Consider the following 16900-nt stretch of genomic DNA (forward strand, 5'->3'; position numbering starts at 1 on the left):
TCAGTTATGACGCAACTTTTTTACAAACCGAAGCTTTGCACATCGCCGGGCAATTGTCCCAGCAACGGCAGGATGTTTTTCAGGGATTGCGGATCGGCACTGGTCCAGAATTTCGCGGGGTGGTTCGGGCCCTCGGCGAGCAGTTCGCGCTCGGCCAACAGACGCTGAAGTTGCCGGGCCACGGCGGCGCCGGTGTCGATCAGGCTGATGTCGTCGGGGAGCATCGCCTTGAGCATCGGCTTGAGAAACGGATAGTGGGTGCAGCCGAGAATGATCGTGTCGCAGCCTGCGCCCAGCAGTGGTTCAACATAGCGGTGAAGTAACTGGCGCAGCGCGTCGCTGTGCAGGTCGCCGTTTTCGATCCGCTCGACCAGTCCCGGGCAGGGTTGGGTAATGACCCGAATATCGGTGGCAAAACGATCAAGCAGTGCCGCGAACTTCGCGCTCTGCAAGGTGCCGGTGGTGGCGAGTACGCCGACTACTCCGCTGCGAGTGGCGGCAGCAGCCGGTTTGACTGCCGGCTCCATGCCGACAATCGGCCAGTCGGGGAAATCACGCCGCAGGTCAGCGACGCCGGCCACGGTCGCGGTGTTGCAAGCGATCACCAGTGCCTTGGCGCCCTGCTCGCGGAAAAAGCCGGCCATCACGCTGCAACGCTCGCGAATGAACTCCGGGGTTTTCTCGCCATAAGGAATGTGGCCGCAATCGCCGAGGTACAGCAGCGATTCATTGGGCAGCAACTGCTGGATTTCCGCCAGCACCGACAGACCGCCGACGCCGGAGTCGAATACGGCGATCGGCGCCTCACGCATGGTGCGAACCACAGACGCTGCACCCCGGATCACGCTTGACCCGCAGTTCACGGAAGCGCGAGCCCAGTGCATCGATCAACAGCAGACGACCCACCAGTGGCTCGCCAAATCCTGCCAGCAACTTCAACGCCTCCAGCGCTTGCAGGCTGCCGACCAGGCCAACCAGAGGACCGACCACGCCGGCCTCGCTGCAGGTCAGTTCGGCTTCGCTGCCGTGACCGTACAGGCAGTGGTAGCACGGACTTTCGGCACGACGCGGGTCGAACACCGAGAGCTGCCCTTCGAGGCGGATCGCCGCGCCGCTGACCAGCGGTTTGCGCGCAGCCACACACGCAGCGTTGACTGCTTCGCGAGTGGAGAAATTGTCCGAACAGTCGAGCACCAGGTCCACCGCAAGCACGGCAGCAGCGAGGGAGTCCTCGTCCAGCGCCTGGCGATGGGGCACCAGTTGAATTTCAGGGTTGATCGCGCTCAGGCGCTTGAGCGCCGAGTCGACCTTGGTCATGCCGACGCTGTCGGTGTCGTGGATGATCTGGCGTTGCAGGTTGGTCAGGTCGACCGTGTCGAAATCCGCCAGATGCAACTCGCCGACACCCGCCGCCGCCAGGTACAAGGCCACCGGTGCGCCGAGACCGCCGAGGCCGACGATCAGGACACGGCTGTCCTTGAGCTTCAACTGGCCATCGATGTCGATGTGTTGCAGCAGGATCTGCCGACTGTAGCGCAACAATTCCTGATCATTCAGCACGGCAGGCGCCCCAGGCTGATCCGTTGATGGCCGCCCAGATCGGTGCGGCTGTGGACTTCTTCGAAACCTTGCGTCAGCAGCAGATCGCGCACGGCTTCGGCTTGATCATAGCCGTGTTCGAGCATCAGCCAGCCACCGGCCTCCAGATGTGCCGGCGCCTGGGCAATGATCAGGCGTATATCGTCGAGCCCGTCGACGCCGGCCACCAGCGCGCTTTCCGGTTCGAAACGCACATCGCCTTCGACCAGATGCGGATCGGCGGCGCGGATATACGGCGGGTTGCTGATGATCAGCTCGAAACGCTTGCCTTCGAGGGCACTGAACCAGTGGCTGCTCATCACCGTGGCGTTGTTCAGGTGCAGGCGCTGACGGTTGCGTTCGGCCAGGGCCACGGCTTCCAGCACACGATCCACGGCGGTGACGTTCCACGCCGGGCGCTCGCTGGCCAGAGCGAGCGCAATTGCGCCGCTGCCGGTGCCGAGGTCGAGCACTTTGGCCGGGGTCGCCGGGAGCAATTCCAGTGCGGCCTCCACCAGCAATTCGGTGTCCGGACGCGGGATCAACGTGTGCGGCGCGACTTCCAGATCGAGCTTCCAGAAACCCTGCTGGCCAAGAATGTAGGCCACCGGTTCACCGCTGCGACGACGCTGCAGATATTCGGCGAAGACCAACACGGCTTCGCTCGGCACGATGCGCTCGGGCCAGGTGTGAAGAAAACTGCGCGACTTGCCCAGCGCCGCGGCAAGGAGCAGTTCGGCGTCCAGGCGCGCGGTGGGCGAGTCCGGCAGTTCGGCGGCGCGCAACAGGCTGGCGATGATGGTCATTTATTCACCTATCGCTGCAAGTTGGTCGGCCTGGTATTCGGCCAACAACGGCTCGATCACCGCTTCGACGCCACCGGCGAGGATTTCGTCGAGGGAATACAGGGTCAGGTTGACGCGATGGTCAGTGACCCGGCCCTGGGCAAAGTTGTAGGTGCGGATGCGTTCGGAGCGGTCACCGGAACCCACCAGCAATTTACGCTCACTGGCGATGGCGTTGGCCGCCGCTGCGGTCTGCTGGTCGTTGAGCTTGGCCGACAGCCAGGCCATCGCCCGTGCACGGTTCTTGTGCTGAGAACGCTCTTCCTGGCACTCGACCACGATGCCGGTCGGCAAGTGGGTGATACGGATCGCCGAGTCGGTCTTGTTGACGTGCTGACCACCGGCCCCGGAGGAACGGTAGGTGTCGACGCGCAAGTCCGCCGGGTTGATCTCGATCGCTTCCTGCTCGTCCGGCTCCGGCAACACGGCCACGGTGCAGGCCGAGGTGTGGATCCGGCCCTGGGATTCGGTGGCCGGCACACGCTGCACGCGGTGGGCACCGGACTCGAACTTCAACTTGCCGTAGACGTTGTCGCCTTCAACCCGAGCGATGACTTCTTTGTAGCCGCCGTGCTCCCCCTCGTTCTCCGAGAGGATTTCCACCCGCCAGCCACGCCGCTCGGCGTAACGCGAATACATGCGGAACAGGTCGCCAGAGAAGATCGCCGCCTCGTCACCACCGGTGCCGGCGCGGATTTCGAGGAACACGTTGCGCCCGTCGTTCGGATCCTTAGGCAGCAGCATGCGCTGCAAAGTGGCTTCCAGTTCGATGAGTTGCTCTTTGGTTTCGCGGACTTCTTCCACTGCCATTTCACGCATGTCCGGGTCGCCGTCCTTGAGCAGCGCCTGGGCGCCTTCCAGGTCGGCCTGGGCCTTGAGCAGCTGTTTATAGGCTTCGACGACCGGCTCGACTTCGGCGTATTCCTTGGAATAGGCGCGGAATTTGGTCTGGTCGGAAATGACTTCGGCGTCGCCGAGCAGCGCCGTCAGTTCCTCGAAACGGTCCTGGAGGATATCCAGCTTATTGAGCAGTGACGCTTTCATTGCGGTTTTTTATCCGAAAAGCTATCCGGTGAGCCCTCGAGGGCAAAGAGTTCCTGGGCCATGGCCAGCGCATCGAGGCGGCCTTCGGCAGAAAGCTTTTTCAACTGTACGCTCGGGGCGTGCAGGAGTTTATTGGTCAGGCCACGGGCCAACTGGCCCAGCACGTCTTCGGCGTTGCCGCCGTTGGCCAGCAGGCGCAGGGCCTTTTGCAGCTCTTCGTCGCGCAGGCGTTCGCTCTGTTGACGATAGGCCTTGAGCACATCGACCGCCGCCAGTTCACGCAGGCGCACCATGAAATCGTCGGCACCGACCGAAACCATCTCTTCGGCCGCTTGCGCTGCGCCCTGGCGGCTCTTGAGGTTTTCGGCGACCACTTCGTGCAGATCGTCGACGCTATAGAGGTAAACGTCGTCGAGTTCGCCGACTTCTGGCTCGATGTCACGGGGAACGGCGATGTCGACCATGAAGATCGGCTTGTGCTTGCGCAGCTTCAGCGCACTTTCCACCGCGCCCTTGCCGAGGATCGGCAACTGACTGGCGGTGGAACTGATGACGATGTCGCTGCGCACCAGTTCGGCCGGGATGTCCGAGAGCAGCACCGCGTGGGCGCCGAACTGTTCGGCCAGCAGGCTGGCGCGCTCCAGCGTGCGGTTGGCCACCACAATACGCTTGACCCCCAGCTCATGCAGATGGCGAGCGACCAGGGTGATGGTCTCGCCGGCGCCGATCAGCAGGGCCTGACTGCGTTGCAGGTCGCTGAAAATCTGTTTGGCCAGGCTGACGGCGGCAAACGCCACGGACACCGGGTTCTCGCCGATGGCGGTGTCGGTGCGCACTTGCTTGGCAGCGTTGAACGTTGCCTGAAACAACCGGCCCAGCAACGGCCCGATCGTGCCGGCCTCGCGAGCCACGGCGTAGGCCGATTTCATCTGGCCGAGGATCTGCGGTTCGCCCAGCACCAGCGAATCGAGCCCGGAGGCGACCCGCATCATGTGACGAACTGCCGCATCATCTTCGTGCACATAAGCACTCGCGCGCAGCTCATCGAGGCTTAAATGGTGATAGTCGGCCAGCCAGCGCAGCACGATATCGGCCGAAAGCTGATCCTGTTCTATATACAGTTCACTGCGATTGCAGGTGGAAAGGATCGCAGCTTCGCGGCTGTCGGTGAGCCGGCAGAGCTGCTGCAAGGCCTCCACCAGCTGCTCAGGGGTAAAGGCCACGCGCTCGCGGACGTCTACTGAAGCAGTCTTGTGGTTGATACCGAGTGCAAGGAAGGCCATTCAAGGTCGCTGATGGTGACGTGAAGCCGGCAATTGTCCTACTTCGTCAGATTCAGAACAACTACCGCTGACTATTGTCCCAATTGTCCGCCCCTATAATGGCCACAATCGAGACTCGGTTATGTTTGGCCGAAGGCTTGTGTCATGATGATCCGACCGCAGGTTAGTCGTCCTCTTCCTATATGAATAGATCTTCCGCGTTGCTCCTTGCTTTTGTCTTCCTCAGCGGCTGCCAGGCCTTGGCCCCCGTTTCGCACGATGGCACCTCATCGGTCGAAGACACCACGCCAGCCCCTGAAAAGCCCAAGGTTTACAGCTCGTTCAGCGAGGAAACGGTGTTCAGCCTGCTGAGTGCCGAACTCGCCGGCCAGCGCAATCGTTTCGACATTGCCCTGGACAACTACGTGACCCAGGCCATCAACACCCAGGATCCGGGTGTTTCCGAGCGGGCGTTCCGCATTGCCGAGTACCTGGGCGCGGATCAACCGGCGCTGGATACCGCATTGATCTGGGCAAAAAACGCCCCAGATGACCTCGAAGCGCAACGCGCCGCCGCCGTGCAACTGGCTCGCGCCGGGCGCTATGACGACTCGATGGTCTATATGGAGAAAGTCCTGCAGGGCAAGGGCGACACCCATTTCGACTTCCTCGCGCTGTCGGCCGCCGACACCGATCAGGAAACCCGCAACGGTCTGATGAAAAGTTTCGACCGTCTGTTGCAGCGTCACCCGCACAACAATCAGCTGATTTTCGGCAAGGCCTTGCTGATGCAGCAGGATGGCGACACCAAAGGTGCGCTGACCCTGCTTGAAGACAATCCGCCGGACGACGGCGAAATCGCCCCGATCCTGCTGCGCGCCCGCCTGTTGCAAGGGCTGAACCGTGGCGACGAGGCCCTGCCGCTGCTGCAGAAAAACATCAAGAAGTACCCGGACGACAAGCGCCTGCGCCTGACTTACGCGCGGATGCTGGTGGAACAGGACCGGATGGACGACGCCAAGGTCGAGTTCTCGACCCTGGTCCAGCAATACCCGGAAGACGACGAACTGCGTTATTCGCTGGCACTGGTCTGCCTGGAAGCCAAGGCCTGGGACGAGGCCAAGGGTTACCTGGAAGACCTGATCGCCCGCGAAAGCCATGTCGATTCCGCGCACCTGAACCTGGGCCGCATCGCCGAAGAACGCAACGACCCGCAAGGCGCGCTGATCGAGTACGCCCAGGTCGGCCCCGGCAACGACTATCTGCCGGCGCAACTGCGTCAGGCCGATATTCTGATGAACAACGGCAAGACCGCCGAAGCCCAGAGCAAGCTGGCCGCCGAACGTGATGCGCAGCCGGATTACGCGATCCAGTTGTACCTGATCGAGGCCGAGACCCTGTCCGCGAACAATCAGGGCGACAAGGCCTGGAAAATCCTGCAACAGGCGTTGCTGCAATACCCGGATGATCTGAATCTGCTCTACACCCGGGCAATGCAGGCGGAAAAACGCAACGACCTGGCACAGATGGAAAAAGACCTGCGCCTGATCATCAAGCGTGACCCGGACAATGCCATGGCCCTCAATGCCCTCGGCTACACCCTGTCCGACCGCACCACCCGCTACGCCGAAGCCAAGGCGCTGATCGAGCAGGCCCACCAGATCAATCCGGAAGACCCGGCGGTACTCGACAGCCTCGGCTGGGTGAATTTCCGCATGGGCAACCTGGATGACGCCGAGAAGTACCTGCGCCAGGCCCTCGAGCGCTTCCCCGATCACGAAGTCGCCGCTCACCTGGGCGAAGTCCTGTGGACCAAGGGCAATCAGCGCGAAGCGAAACAAATCTGGGGCAAGTTCCTCAAGGATCAGCCCGACAGCACCATTCTGCGCAGCACCATCAAGCGCCTGACCGGATCCGAGACTCTTTAACTCATGTTTTTGCGCCACGTTATTGTTTTCAGCTTCATCGCCCTGCTCGCCGGTTGCGCGGGTTTTGGCGCTCGCGAATCGGTCGAGGGCCATGGCAGCCCGGCACAATGGGCCGCTAACAAACAGCAACTGACCGGCCTCGATGGCTGGCAGATCGACGGCAAGATCGGTATCCGCGCCCCGAAAGACTCGGGCAGCGGCACGCTGTTCTGGCTGCAGCGCCAGGATTATTACGACATCCGTCTGTCCGGCCCGCTGGGTCGCGGCGCTGCGCGGTTGACCGGTCGCCCGGGCAAAGTCTCGCTGGAAGTCGCCAACCAGGGCCGCTATGACGCGCAGTCCCCGGAAGTCCTGCTGGAAGAACAGCTCGGCTGGAAATTGCCGGTATCGAACCTGGCCTGGTGGGTTCGCGGCCTGCCGGCTCCGGCCAGCAAGAGCCGCCTGACCCTCGATGGCGACAGTCGCCTGGCCAATCTGGAGCAGGACGGCTGGCAGGTCGAATACCTGGGTTATGCCGAACAAAATGGTTACTGGTTGCCCGAGCGGATCAAACTGCACGGCACCGATCTGGACGTGACGCTGGTCATCAAGACCTGGCAACCGCGTAAATTGGGGCAATAAGCATGACCGCTCCACACCTGACGCTGCCTTCTCCGGCCAAACTCAACCTGATGCTGCACATTCTCGGTCGCCGTGAAGACGGCTATCACGAGTTGCAGACGATTTTTCAGTTCCTCGACTACGGCGACGAAATCACCTTCGCCGTGCGCGACGATGGCGTGATTCGCCTGCACACCGAATTCGACGGCGTGCCCCACGACAGCAACCTGATCGTGCGGGCGGCGAAAAGACTTCAGGAACAATCCGGTTGCGCCCTCGGTATCGATATCTGGATCGACAAGATCCTGCCGATGGGCGGTGGCATCGGTGGCGGCAGCTCGAATGCGGCGACCACGCTGCTCGGCCTCAATCATCTGTGGCAGTTGGGCTGGGATGAAGATCGGCTGGCAACACTGGGCCTGAGCCTGGGTGCCGACGTCCCGGTTTTCGTGCGCGGGCACGCGGCTTTCGCCGAAGGTGTCGGCGAGAAACTGACCCCTGTCGAGCCTGTCGAACCGTGGTATGTCGTGCTCGTTCCGCAAGTCTCTGTTAGTACGGCAGAAATTTTTTCAGATCCGTTGTTGACACGTAACACGCCGCCCATTAAAGTGCGCCCCGTTCCCGAGGGAAACAGTCGAAATGACTGCTTGCCGGTGGTAGCAAGGCGTTATCCAGAAGTACGTAACGCATTGAATTTGTTAGGTAATTTTACCGAAGCAAAACTCACCGGAACTGGAAGTTGTGTGTTTGGGGGCTTCCCAAGCAAAGCTGAAGCTGATAAAGTCTCGGCCCTTCTGACAGAGACCCTTACAGGGTTTGTAGCGAAAGGAAGCAACGTTTCGATGTTGCATCGCAAGCTGCAAAGTCTGCTCTAAAGGAACCAAGTGCCCGGCACTTGCAAGCAACAGATACAGGGGCGTCGCCAAGCGGTAAGGCAGCAGGTTTTGATCCTGCCATGCGTTGGTTCGAATCCAGCCGCCCCTGCCATTTTCCTATACTCATCCAGGTATACCCTCAGCCTTCAGGTACTGCGCGTGTCCAAGATGATGGTCTTTACGGGGAACGCTAACCCCGATCTGGCTCGGCGTGTTGTACGTCAGCTGCATATCCCTCTCGGTGACATCTCTGTCGGTAAATTCTCCGACGGCGAAATTACAGCCGAGATCAATGAAAACGTTCGCGGTAAAGACGTTTTCATTATTCAGCCGACTTGCGCTCCGACCAACGATAACCTGATGGAACTGGTAGTGATGGCTGACGCCTTCCGCCGCTCCTCGGCTACTCGTATCACTGCTGTTATTCCTTATTTTGGTTATGCCCGTCAGGATCGCCGTCCGCGTTCCGCACGTGTGGCTATCAGCGCGAAAGTCGTCGCTGACATGCTTACCGTAGTCGGCATCGACCGTGTTCTCACGGTTGATCTGCATGCTGACCAGATTCAGGGTTTCTTCGATATTCCGGTAGATAACATCTACGGCTCCCCGGTTCTGGTGGATGACATCGAAGATCAGCGCTTCGAGAACCTGATGATCGTGTCCCCGGACATTGGTGGCGTCGTGCGTGCACGTGCCGTTGCCAAGTCCCTGGGCGTGGATCTCGGGATCATCGACAAACGCCGTGAGAAAGCCAATCACTCTGAAGTGATGCATATCATCGGTGATGTCGAAGGGCGCACCTGCATTCTGGTCGATGACATGGTCGATACCGCCGGCACTCTGTGCCACGCGGCCAAGGCCCTGAAAGAGCATGGCGCAGCCAAGGTCTTTGCCTACTGCACACACCCTGTGCTGTCGGGTCGGGCCATCGAGAATATCGAAAATTCCGTGCTGGACGAGCTGGTGGTCACTAACACCATCCCGCTGTCCGCTGCAGCACAAGCCTGTGCACGTATCCGTCAACTGGATATCGCACCGGTTGTTGCCGAAGCGGTTCGCCGCATCAGCAATGAAGAATCGATCAGCGCGATGTTCCGTTAAGGGCCCTGCCCTTCTCGAAATGTCTCGTTGACGAAAAGCGCCCCGCCCCGGCATTCCTGCCGGGGCGGGGCTTTTTTGCCCATACCGTGTTCGGCGCTGGTCGCAAACGCCACTCGGTCATGGCTATTTTGGAGATACAAAATGAACGATTTTACTCTGAATGCTGAAGCGCGTTCCGACCTGGGGAAAGGTGCGAGCCGCCGCCTGCGTCGTCTCGCCGCCCTGGTTCCAGCTGTTGTTTACGGTGGCGACAAAGCCCCTGAATCCATCAGCATGCTGGCCAAAGAAGTTGCCAAACTGCTCGAAAACGAAGCGGCTTACAGCCACATCATCGAGCTGAACGTTGGTGGCACCAAGCAAAACGTGATCATCAAAGCTCTGCAACGTCACCCGGCCAAAGGCCACGTGATGCACGCTGACTTCGTACGCGTTGTAGCTGGCCAGAAACTGACCGCTATCGTTCCTGTGCACTTCATCAACGAAGCTGCTCCAGTGAAGAAAGGCGGCGAAATCTCGCACGTTGTTGCCGAGATCGAAGTTTCCTGCCTGCCAAAAGATCTGCCTGAGTTCATCGAAGTCGACCTGGCTGACGCTGAAATCGGTTCGATCATTCACCTGTCGAACATCAAAGCCCCTAAAGGCGTTGAGTTCGTTGCTCTGGCTCACGGTAACGACCTGGCTGTTGCCAACGTCCACGCTCCACGTGTTGCTCCAGAAGCTACCGAAGGCGCAGCAGAGTAATTCACTCTGTGAAGCCGGAGTGAGCAGGTAACATCGCGGACTGGAACGTAGCGAGAAAGCGGGCGAGAACGCGGAGTTTACATCCATGGTAAATGAGCATTTTTCGTCCACTTTCGCCGCCTTCCCTGATCGCGGCGATGTTATCCACCACTCCAAGGAAGGGCCCCTATCGTGACTGCCATCAAACTGATCGTTGGCCTGGGAAATCCAGGCGCTGAATACGAACAGACCCGGCATAACGCAGGGGCCCTTTTTGTTGAGCGCATCGCCCACGCACAGAATGTGAATCTCGTGGCCGATCGCAAGTATTTCGGCCTGACCGGGCGGTTTTCGCATCAGGGTCAGGATGTTCGTCTGCTGATTCCCACCACCTACATGAACCGCAGCGGCCAGGCCGTGGCGGCACTCGCCGGTTTCTTCCGCATCAAGCCTGAAGAAATCCTGGTGGCGCACGACGAACTCGATCTGCCTCCGGGCGTCGCCAAACTCAAAGTCGGCGGCGGCCATGGCGGTCACAACGGATTGCGCGACATCATTGCGCAATTGGGCAATCAGAATACGTTCCACCGCCTGCGGCTTGGCATCGGCCACCCGGGCGTCGCCAGTATGGTTTCAAATTTCGTCCTGGGTCGTGCGCCACGCGCCGAACAGGAAAAACTCGATGCCAGCATCGACTTTGCCCTCGGCGTGCTGCCGGATATCCTCGCCGGTGAATGGAACCGTGCGATGAAAAACCTGCACAGCCAGAAGGCCTGACTCTTATCCGAGGGGAAACACCATGGGATTCAATTGCGGCATCGTCGGCCTGCCTAACGTCGGCAAGTCCACCCTGTTCAACGCCCTGACCAAATCCGGGATCGCGGCCGAGAACTTCCCCTTCTGCACCATCGAGCCGAACAGCGGCATCGTGCCGATGCCGGATCCGCGTCTGGACGCCTTGGCGGCCATCGTCAACCCGAAGCGCATCCTGCCGACCACCATGGAATTCGTCGACATCGCAGGCCTGGTAGCCGGCGCCTCGAAAGGTGAAGGCCTGGGTAACAAGTTCCTGGCCAACATCCGTGAAACCGACGCGATCGCTCACGTCGTGCGCTGCTTCGAAGACGAAAACGTGATCCACGTTTCCAACAGCGTCGACCCGAAACGCGACATCGAAATCATCGACCTGGAACTGATCTTCGCCGACCTCGACAGCTGCGAGAAGCAACTGCAGAAAGTCGCGCGCAATGCCAAGGGCGGTGACAAGGACGCAGTCGTTCAGAAAGCCCTGCTGGAGCAACTGATCGCTCACTTCACAGAAGCCAAGCCTGCGCGCAGCCTGATGAAGAACATGAGCGCCGATGAGAAAGCGGTGATCAAAGGCTTCCACCTGCTGACCACCAAGCCGGTCATGTACATCGCCAACGTCGCTGAAGACGGTTTCGAGAACAACCCGCACCTGGACGTGGTCAAGGCCATCGCCGAAGAAGAAGGCGCCATGGTCGTTCCGGTCTGCAACAAGATCGAAGCGGAAATCGCCGAGCTGGACGACGGTGAAGAGAAAGACATGTTCCTCGAGGCCCTGGGCCTGGAAGAGCCTGGCCTGAACCGTGTGATCCGCGCCGGCTACGAAATGCTGCACCTGCAGACCTACTTCACCGCCGGTGTCGAAGAAGTCCGCGCCTGGACCGTCCGCGTCGGTGCCACCGCACCACAAGCTGCTGGCGTGATCCACACCGACTTCGAGAAAGGCTTCATCCGCGCCGAAGTGATCGCCTACAACGACTTCATCCAGTACAAGGGCGAAGCGGGCACCAAGGAAGCCGGTAAATGGCGCCTGGAAGGCAAGGATTACATCGTCAAGGACGGCGACGTGATGCACTTCCGCTTCAACGTGTAAAAGCTGCACTCAAGAAAAAGCCGCGTTTGATACGCGGCTTTTTTGTGCCTGAAATTCAGCCCGTCAGACTTTTTTGGTTCTTGGCAGAAAGATCGCCAGCACCCCGAACAACGGCAGGAACGAGCACAGGAAGTACACGTACTCGATGCCGTGAATGTCCGCGAGATGCCCGAGCAACGCCGCACCAATCCCGCCAAAGCCGAACATCAACCCGAAGAACACGCCGGCAATCATTCCGACGTTGCCCGGCACCAGTTCCTGCGCGTACACCACAATCGCCGAGAACGCCGAAGCGAGGATGAAGCCGATCACCACGCTCAGAACAGTGGTCCAAAACAGGTCGACATGCGGCATGAGCAGCGTGAATGGCGCAACGCCAAGGATCGAGAACCAGATCACCGCCTTGCGCCCGATCTTGTCGCCAATCGGCCCGCCGAAGAATGTCCCCGCCGCCACCGCGCCAAGAAACAGAAACAGGTGCAACTGCGAACTGGCCACCGACAGGTCGAACTTCTCGATCAGGTAAAAGGTGAAGTAACTGGTCAGGCTGGCCATGTAGAAATACTTGGAGAACACCAGCAATCCAAGCACCACCAGCGCGCTGGTCACCCTGCCCTTCGACAACCCGTGAGTCGCCGCCTGGCCAGCCTTGAGCTTGAACAGGTTCAGGTGATGAGCGTACCAACGGCTGATGCGGTACAGCACGAACAGCGCAAACACGGCGAACAGCCCGAACCACGCCACATTGCCCTGCCCAAATGGAATGATGATTGCCGCCGCCAGCAACGGCCCGAAAGCCGAACCGGCGTTACCACCGACCTGGAAAGTCGATTGCGCCAGACCGAAGCGCCCGCCCGACGCCAGCCGCGCGATACGAGAAGCTTCGGGGTGGAAGGTTGACGAACCGATGCCGATCAGCGCCGCAGCCAGCAGAATCAGCGGGAAACTGCCGACCATCGACATCATCACAATACCGATCAACGTACACACGGAACCGGCCGGCAACAGCCACGGTTTCGGGTGCCGGTCAGTGTGGTAACCGACCCACGGTTGCAACAGCGAAGCGGTCAATTGGAACGTCAGGGTGATCAGGCCGACCTGGGTGAAGGTCAAGCCGTAGTTGGCCTTGAGCATCGGATAGATCGATGGCAGCACTGACTGGATCAGGTCGTTGATCAAATGCGCCAGCGCCACCGCGCCGATGATGCGCATCACCAGAGGACTGCTTTGTGGAGGAGCGGACGCCGACGCAGCGGCGGTCTGAACGTTGCTGATAGCCATGGGAGTTTCCGTACAGCAGATGGGTGCACACGGGCAGGTGCGTCAATGTGCCATTTTTCGGTGCGCCAGCGCCATCCCCTTAGCCAGCTAACGAACTATTCATTCATCGCAACGCAAGTGATAGCGCAAAGCCATGGTCTGATTCTTGCCTTGCTTCTCCGCTTGAACGCGGCCCCCTTACAAAGGGGATCGAGAATGGGAAGTTTTGCTACAGAGTCTGCCTACAGAGCGGACGAGAGTGGACTTTCGAAGCCTTTTAGCAGGGCACTGATCGCGCTCGCAACGAACGCGATGCACGCCAATGGTGCGTGGTGTCCAGAGGAGTCATGGGGCATGCAGGCTTTCTTATCACCGGGGATCAAATTGCTGGGGCGGTTTGGCTTCGCGCATAAATTCCAGTTGTTGTTTCTGCTGTTCATTCTGCCGTTGGCCGGTAGCCTGTTGATGATCGGCCAGGACTATCGCGACAAACTCAACCTGATTTCCGGCGAACGTGCCGGTGTGCGTCAGTTGCTCGCCCTCGATGCACTCGACAATCTGCTCGCCGCCCAGCGCGACCGCGCCGCCCGCTGGCGTGCCACGGAAACCAACCGCCAGCCGACGCCCGCGACCCTCGCCGCCATGGCCGCATTCGACGGCGTGCAACCTGCCGTCGCCCAAGCCACACTGGATCTGGGTAATGCGTTGAAAGCCGAAGGCGCGGAAGGTGAAACATTGGCTCGCTATCAGGCCCTGCAAACCGCACTCGGTGGTCTGGACTCCAAGAGTCTGGCCGGCGTCGGCTGGTGGCCGGACGGTTACGATCGCTTCACCAACGCCCTCAGTGCCCTGCAAGCGTTGCGCGAACAAATCGCGATGGACAATCGCCTGATCCTCGCGCCATGGCTGGAAACCTATCTGCTGACACAGATTTCCACTCAACATGCACCGGACCTGATCGAACGGGTCGGCCGACTGGCAGCCGTGGGCCAGGCGTCTGTGGTGTCCGGGCAGTTCACCCTGCAAAGCCGCCTGCAACTGCGTGATCTGCGCAGTCGTATCGGCGATGCTCGCGAGCAGCTTGTAAAAACTGCAGGCCTGCTCGAAGCGCGTCTCCCGTCGGCCCTGCAAGGCTGGGCCGGGCAATACCACGACAGCCTCAAGCAGCTGGATGCCGGGTTGAAAGTGCTGGATGACGGCGTCTTCGGCGGCAGTATCAATCTCAAACCGGAAGACTTCGAGCGCAGCCTCGATGCCCTGCTCGGCAACCTCGCCACGCTGCGCCAGCAATCGCTGGTGTCGCTGGATCAGCGTCTGGACGACTACCACGGCTCCGCGATTCGTCAGTTCATCGTTGTGGCGACGGTCTTCGGTTGTCTGCTGCTGGCAGCGCTGTATCTGTTCGTCTGCCTGCAAGCCTCGATCCGCCGTAGTGCCAGCGGCATTACGGTGCTCGCCGAAGCCTTGCGCGACGGCAATCTGAGCCTGCAAGTGCCGGTCGTGGGCCGAGATGAACTGGCGTCGATCAGCACCGCGCTCAACGTGGCCGTGGTGCAACTACGCAACAGCCTGCTGGGTGTCGATCACGAGACTTCGCAACTGAGCAACGCAGTGCGCAGCCTCAACGATCACTCCAGTGGCGCTCTCAGCGAAGTCGAAGCGCAGCAATTGCAGATCAGCCAGATCGCCGCAGCAGCCACGCAATTGGCGGCGACCTCCCAGGGCGTCGCGCAGAGTTGTGAACAGGCCTCCGGCAGCGCCCAGCACACCCGCCGCATCGCCGCCGACAGCAGCCGCGACAGCCAGCGCACCACAGCGAGCATTCAACAGCTCAACCAGCGCCTGAATGAGACCGCTGCCGCGCTAGGCCGGGTCAGCGAACAGGGGCAGCAGATTCAACTGGTGGTCGATACCATTCGTGGCGTCGCCGAGCAAACCAACCTGCTGGCGCTCAACGCCGCCATCGAGGCCGCTCGTGCCGGTGAACAGGGTCGCGGTTTTGCTGTGGTGGCCGACGAGGTGCGCAGCCTCTCGCAACGCACGCAATCGTCCACCGCGCAGATCGCCGGCACCGTCGACAGCTTGCGTGCGACGGTGAATGAAGCGGTAAGCCTGATGGAAGCCGCGTGCGGCCAGGCGCAATCGGATGCCGAAGCCGTCACCGGATTGGGCGAACGCCTGGGAGAAATCGCCAGCGCCGTGCAGAGCGTCACCGACACCCTCGCGCAAATCGCCACGGCGGTCGAGGAACAGGCGAGCACCGCCGATGAAGTCAGCGGCAATATCCAGCAGGTCGATCAAGCGGCGGTTCGTCTGCTCGAAGGTGCCCGGGCCGTGAACCTCGCGGCGGACACCTTGAGTCAGGGCAGCCACGCCTTGAGTGCGAATACCGGGAGATTTCAGCTGCGATGAAAGCCCTCCCCGCCCCGTTTTTCGGTGCGGGAGGATAAGCGGTTGAAAATAAGAAGAAATATTTTAAATTTACGCTTGACGCTTTTCCATTTCAGGGGAATAATGCGCGCCACTTGGCTACATAGCTCAGTTGGTTAGAGCATAGCATTCATAATGCTGGGGTCCGGGGTTCAAGTCCCTGTGTAGCCACCAAGTACTAAAAACGGCTTACCGAAAGGTAGGCCGTTTTTTTATGCCCGGAGAAAAGTGGCCTACCTCAGTGGGCCGGCCCCGCGACGATCTGGTATTTGCCAAGTCCTGCACACCGGACAACTGGTGTCGAACGGATGCCGGCACAACACCTGAGCCCGCCTCCAGCTTCGGCAAGATCATGGTGGCGGGCGCCATACGCTTTCCCGCAGCCAGTAGGGTCGTAGCGAAAGCAATTGGCGCCGATCTGGCCTTGGGGCGCATGGCGGGCGGTGGAATTCTGCAGCAACGTCTCAACTGGGCCATACGGGGCGCAGGCGGGCCGGCCAGTGTGTTCATCCTCGGGATGCTGCCGGCCAGAATGGGCGACGGCACCCTTTATACCGACGAACAATTACGCACCCTACCCCGCGCCACCACTCGCGTGCGCTTCCAGTTTCGGCGTGACATCGACGGGGTGATGCAGATCTACGGCATCCACACCGGCGTCTCGGGCGACGATTCGGTGCTTACCGTAAAAGTCGAGTGGAACAACGACAAGACCGCCATGGAGGCCAAGCTCAACGGCATCACGATTTTGTGGACGCCGCAACGCGGGCCGCTGGGATCGATGCCGCCGCTGGTTTATCCGGAACATGGCGAGCCACTGAGCACGATCCTCGTCCACCCGATCGCCGCGAACACCGACAGCCAGATAGAAATCCTGCCCAGCGAAGACATCACCGCCGAGGATTGCATTCTGGTGTTTCCGGCGGAGACCGGGCTGAAGTCGTTGTATGTGGTGTTTTCGAAACCGGCGAGATTGATGCCGGGGACGGTGACGGGGGTTGGTGAGGATGTTTCCGGAATATGGCTCGTCGGAGCAAACTCAGGGGTGGGAGTTCCCATTCCAACAGACGTGGCAGACTCACTGCGGGGACTCGAATTCCAAAGCTTCGACTCGTTCAGAGCGGCCTTTTGGAAAGCCGTTTCGGAGTCAGCCGCGGCAGATCAATTCATCAACCAGAGCGCCGGCCGTATGCGTAAAGGTAAAGCGCCACGCGTGCGAAAAGCCGATAGCGTCGGAGGCAGAAGATCTTACGAGCTTCATCACCTCGAAAAAGTATCCGAGGGCGGCGTCTACGACGTCGATAATCTGCGAGTGAATACGCCGCGAAACCATATCGATATCCATCGGAACGAATAG

At 60.3% G+C, this 16900-nt stretch carries 15 protein-coding genes and 2 tRNA genes; 11 read left to right on the forward strand and 6 right to left on the reverse strand.

The window, feature by feature from the left end; all coding sequences use genetic code 11:
* Window positions 1-20: 20 nt before the first annotated feature.
* The 5 genes from murI to hemA are packed head-to-tail and all read right to left on the reverse strand — an operon-like array spanning window position 21 to window position 4750.
* Window positions 21-812 carry a glutamate racemase gene (gene murI / locus AC1RR7_RS29060; RefSeq protein ID WP_102621219.1) on the reverse strand — a complete coding sequence of 264 codons (792 nt, stop codon included), beginning with the start codon at window positions 810-812 and terminating at the stop codon, window positions 21-23.
* Window positions 805-1560, reverse strand: a complete 756-nt coding sequence (locus tag AC1RR7_RS29065) for a molybdopterin-synthase adenylyltransferase MoeB (protein WP_096822740.1) — start codon at window positions 1558-1560, stop codon at window positions 805-807. The genes murI and AC1RR7_RS29065 overlap by 8 nt, the downstream gene beginning before the upstream one ends.
* Complete coding sequence (gene prmC, locus AC1RR7_RS29070; protein WP_273540365.1) at window positions 1554-2384, reverse strand: peptide chain release factor N(5)-glutamine methyltransferase; 831 nt, start codon at window positions 2382-2384, stop codon at window positions 1554-1556. The genes AC1RR7_RS29065 and prmC overlap by 7 nt, the downstream gene beginning before the upstream one ends.
* Window positions 2385-3467 (reverse strand): peptide chain release factor 1, encoded by a 1083-nt coding sequence (prfA, locus tag AC1RR7_RS29075; protein ID WP_096822736.1) that lies wholly within the window; start codon window positions 3465-3467, stop codon window positions 2385-2387.
* Complete coding sequence (gene hemA / locus AC1RR7_RS29080; protein ID WP_007951716.1) at window positions 3464-4750, reverse strand: glutamyl-tRNA reductase; 1287 nt, start codon at window positions 4748-4750, stop codon at window positions 3464-3466. Before hemA ends, prfA begins: the two co-directional genes overlap by 4 nt.
* 182 nt (window positions 4751-4932) lie before the next feature.
* On the opposite strand from hemA, the gene AC1RR7_RS29085 reads away from it, so the two are divergent.
* The 8 genes from AC1RR7_RS29085 (at window position 4933) to ychF (ending at window position 11853) form a co-directional block, all read left to right on the forward strand.
* On the forward strand, window positions 4933-6657 hold the full coding sequence (locus AC1RR7_RS29085; RefSeq protein ID WP_102621217.1) for a tetratricopeptide repeat protein: 1725 nt from the start codon (window positions 4933-4935) through the stop codon (window positions 6655-6657).
* A 3-nt stretch (window positions 6658-6660) separates the two neighbouring features.
* Window positions 6661-7278, forward strand: a complete 618-nt coding sequence (gene lolB / locus AC1RR7_RS29090; protein WP_096822732.1) for a lipoprotein insertase outer membrane protein LolB — start codon at window positions 6661-6663, stop codon at window positions 7276-7278.
* Between the two features lie 2 nt (window positions 7279-7280).
* A complete protein-coding gene (ispE, locus tag AC1RR7_RS29095; protein WP_493158874.1) occupies window positions 7281-8132 on the forward strand; it encodes a 4-(cytidine 5'-diphospho)-2-C-methyl-D-erythritol kinase in 852 nt (283 codons plus the stop codon).
* A gap of 37 nt (window positions 8133-8169) precedes the next feature.
* Window positions 8170-8244, forward strand: a tRNA-Gln gene (locus AC1RR7_RS29100).
* Between the two features lie 47 nt (window positions 8245-8291).
* The gene (locus AC1RR7_RS29105; RefSeq protein WP_003171603.1) at window positions 8292-9233 is read left to right on the forward strand and encodes a ribose-phosphate pyrophosphokinase; all 942 of its coding nucleotides are present in this window, start codon (window positions 8292-8294) and stop codon (window positions 9231-9233) included.
* Window positions 9234-9374: 141 nt separating this feature from the next.
* Complete coding sequence (locus AC1RR7_RS29110) at window positions 9375-9974, forward strand: 50S ribosomal protein L25/general stress protein Ctc (protein ID WP_102621216.1); 600 nt, start codon at window positions 9375-9377, stop codon at window positions 9972-9974.
* A 171-nt stretch (window positions 9975-10145) separates the two neighbouring features.
* Window positions 10146-10730 (forward strand): aminoacyl-tRNA hydrolase, encoded by a 585-nt coding sequence (gene pth, locus AC1RR7_RS29115; protein WP_007951726.1) that lies wholly within the window; start codon window positions 10146-10148, stop codon window positions 10728-10730.
* Between the two features lie 22 nt (window positions 10731-10752).
* The gene (ychF, locus tag AC1RR7_RS29120) at window positions 10753-11853 is read left to right on the forward strand and encodes a redox-regulated ATPase YchF (protein WP_096822727.1); all 1101 of its coding nucleotides are present in this window, start codon (window positions 10753-10755) and stop codon (window positions 11851-11853) included.
* A 63-nt stretch (window positions 11854-11916) separates the two neighbouring features.
* Here ychF and AC1RR7_RS29125 read toward each other — a convergent pair whose 3' ends face one another.
* Entirely contained in the window at window positions 11917-13134 is a 1218-nt protein-coding gene (locus AC1RR7_RS29125; RefSeq protein ID WP_096822726.1) for an MFS transporter, read from the reverse strand.
* A gap of 333 nt (window positions 13135-13467) precedes the next feature.
* Between AC1RR7_RS29125 and AC1RR7_RS29130 the strand changes: the two genes are divergently transcribed.
* The 3 genes from AC1RR7_RS29130 to AC1RR7_RS29140 all read left to right on the forward strand — a co-directional run bounded on the left by AC1RR7_RS29130 (window position 13468) and on the right by AC1RR7_RS29140 (window position 16900).
* Window positions 13468-15525 (forward strand): methyl-accepting chemotaxis protein, encoded by a 2058-nt coding sequence (locus AC1RR7_RS29130; protein WP_273537708.1) that lies wholly within the window; start codon window positions 13468-13470, stop codon window positions 15523-15525.
* A gap of 115 nt (window positions 15526-15640) precedes the next feature.
* Window positions 15641-15717, forward strand: a tRNA-Met gene (locus AC1RR7_RS29135).
* Window positions 15718-15784: 67 nt separating this feature from the next.
* Entirely contained in the window at window positions 15785-16900 is a 1116-nt protein-coding gene (locus AC1RR7_RS29140; RefSeq protein WP_493158875.1) for a pyocin-S2/colicin E7-DNase domain-containing protein, read from the forward strand.

Source organism: Pseudomonas sp. GW821-FHT11G12, assembly GCF_058808055.1.

Excerpts from the sequence above, each read along its gene's own strand:
- murI (WP_102621219.1), bottom strand. The coding sequence starts at position 812 with ATGCGTGAGGCGCCGATCGCCGTATTCGACTCCGGCGTCGGCGGTCTG.
- prmC (WP_273540365.1), bottom strand. The coding sequence starts at position 2,384 with ATGACCATCATCGCCAGCCTGTTGCGCGCCGCCGAACTGCCGGACTCG.
- prfA (WP_096822736.1), bottom strand. The coding sequence starts at position 3,467 with ATGAAAGCGTCACTGCTCAATAAGCTGGATATCCTCCAGGACCGTTTC.
- hemA (WP_007951716.1), bottom strand. The coding sequence starts at position 4,750 with ATGGCCTTCCTTGCACTCGGTATCAACCACAAGACTGCTTCAGTAGAC.
- AC1RR7_RS29085 (WP_102621217.1), top strand. The coding sequence starts at position 4,933 with ATGAATAGATCTTCCGCGTTGCTCCTTGCTTTTGTCTTCCTCAGCGGC.
- lolB (WP_096822732.1), top strand. The coding sequence starts at position 6,661 with ATGTTTTTGCGCCACGTTATTGTTTTCAGCTTCATCGCCCTGCTCGCC.
- ispE (WP_493158874.1), top strand. The coding sequence starts at position 7,281 with ATGACCGCTCCACACCTGACGCTGCCTTCTCCGGCCAAACTCAACCTG.
- AC1RR7_RS29110 (WP_102621216.1), top strand. The coding sequence starts at position 9,375 with ATGAACGATTTTACTCTGAATGCTGAAGCGCGTTCCGACCTGGGGAAA.
- ychF (WP_096822727.1), top strand. The coding sequence starts at position 10,753 with ATGGGATTCAATTGCGGCATCGTCGGCCTGCCTAACGTCGGCAAGTCC.
- AC1RR7_RS29125 (WP_096822726.1), bottom strand. The coding sequence starts at position 13,134 with ATGGCTATCAGCAACGTTCAGACCGCCGCTGCGTCGGCGTCCGCTCCT.
- AC1RR7_RS29130 (WP_273537708.1), top strand. The coding sequence starts at position 13,468 with ATGCAGGCTTTCTTATCACCGGGGATCAAATTGCTGGGGCGGTTTGGC.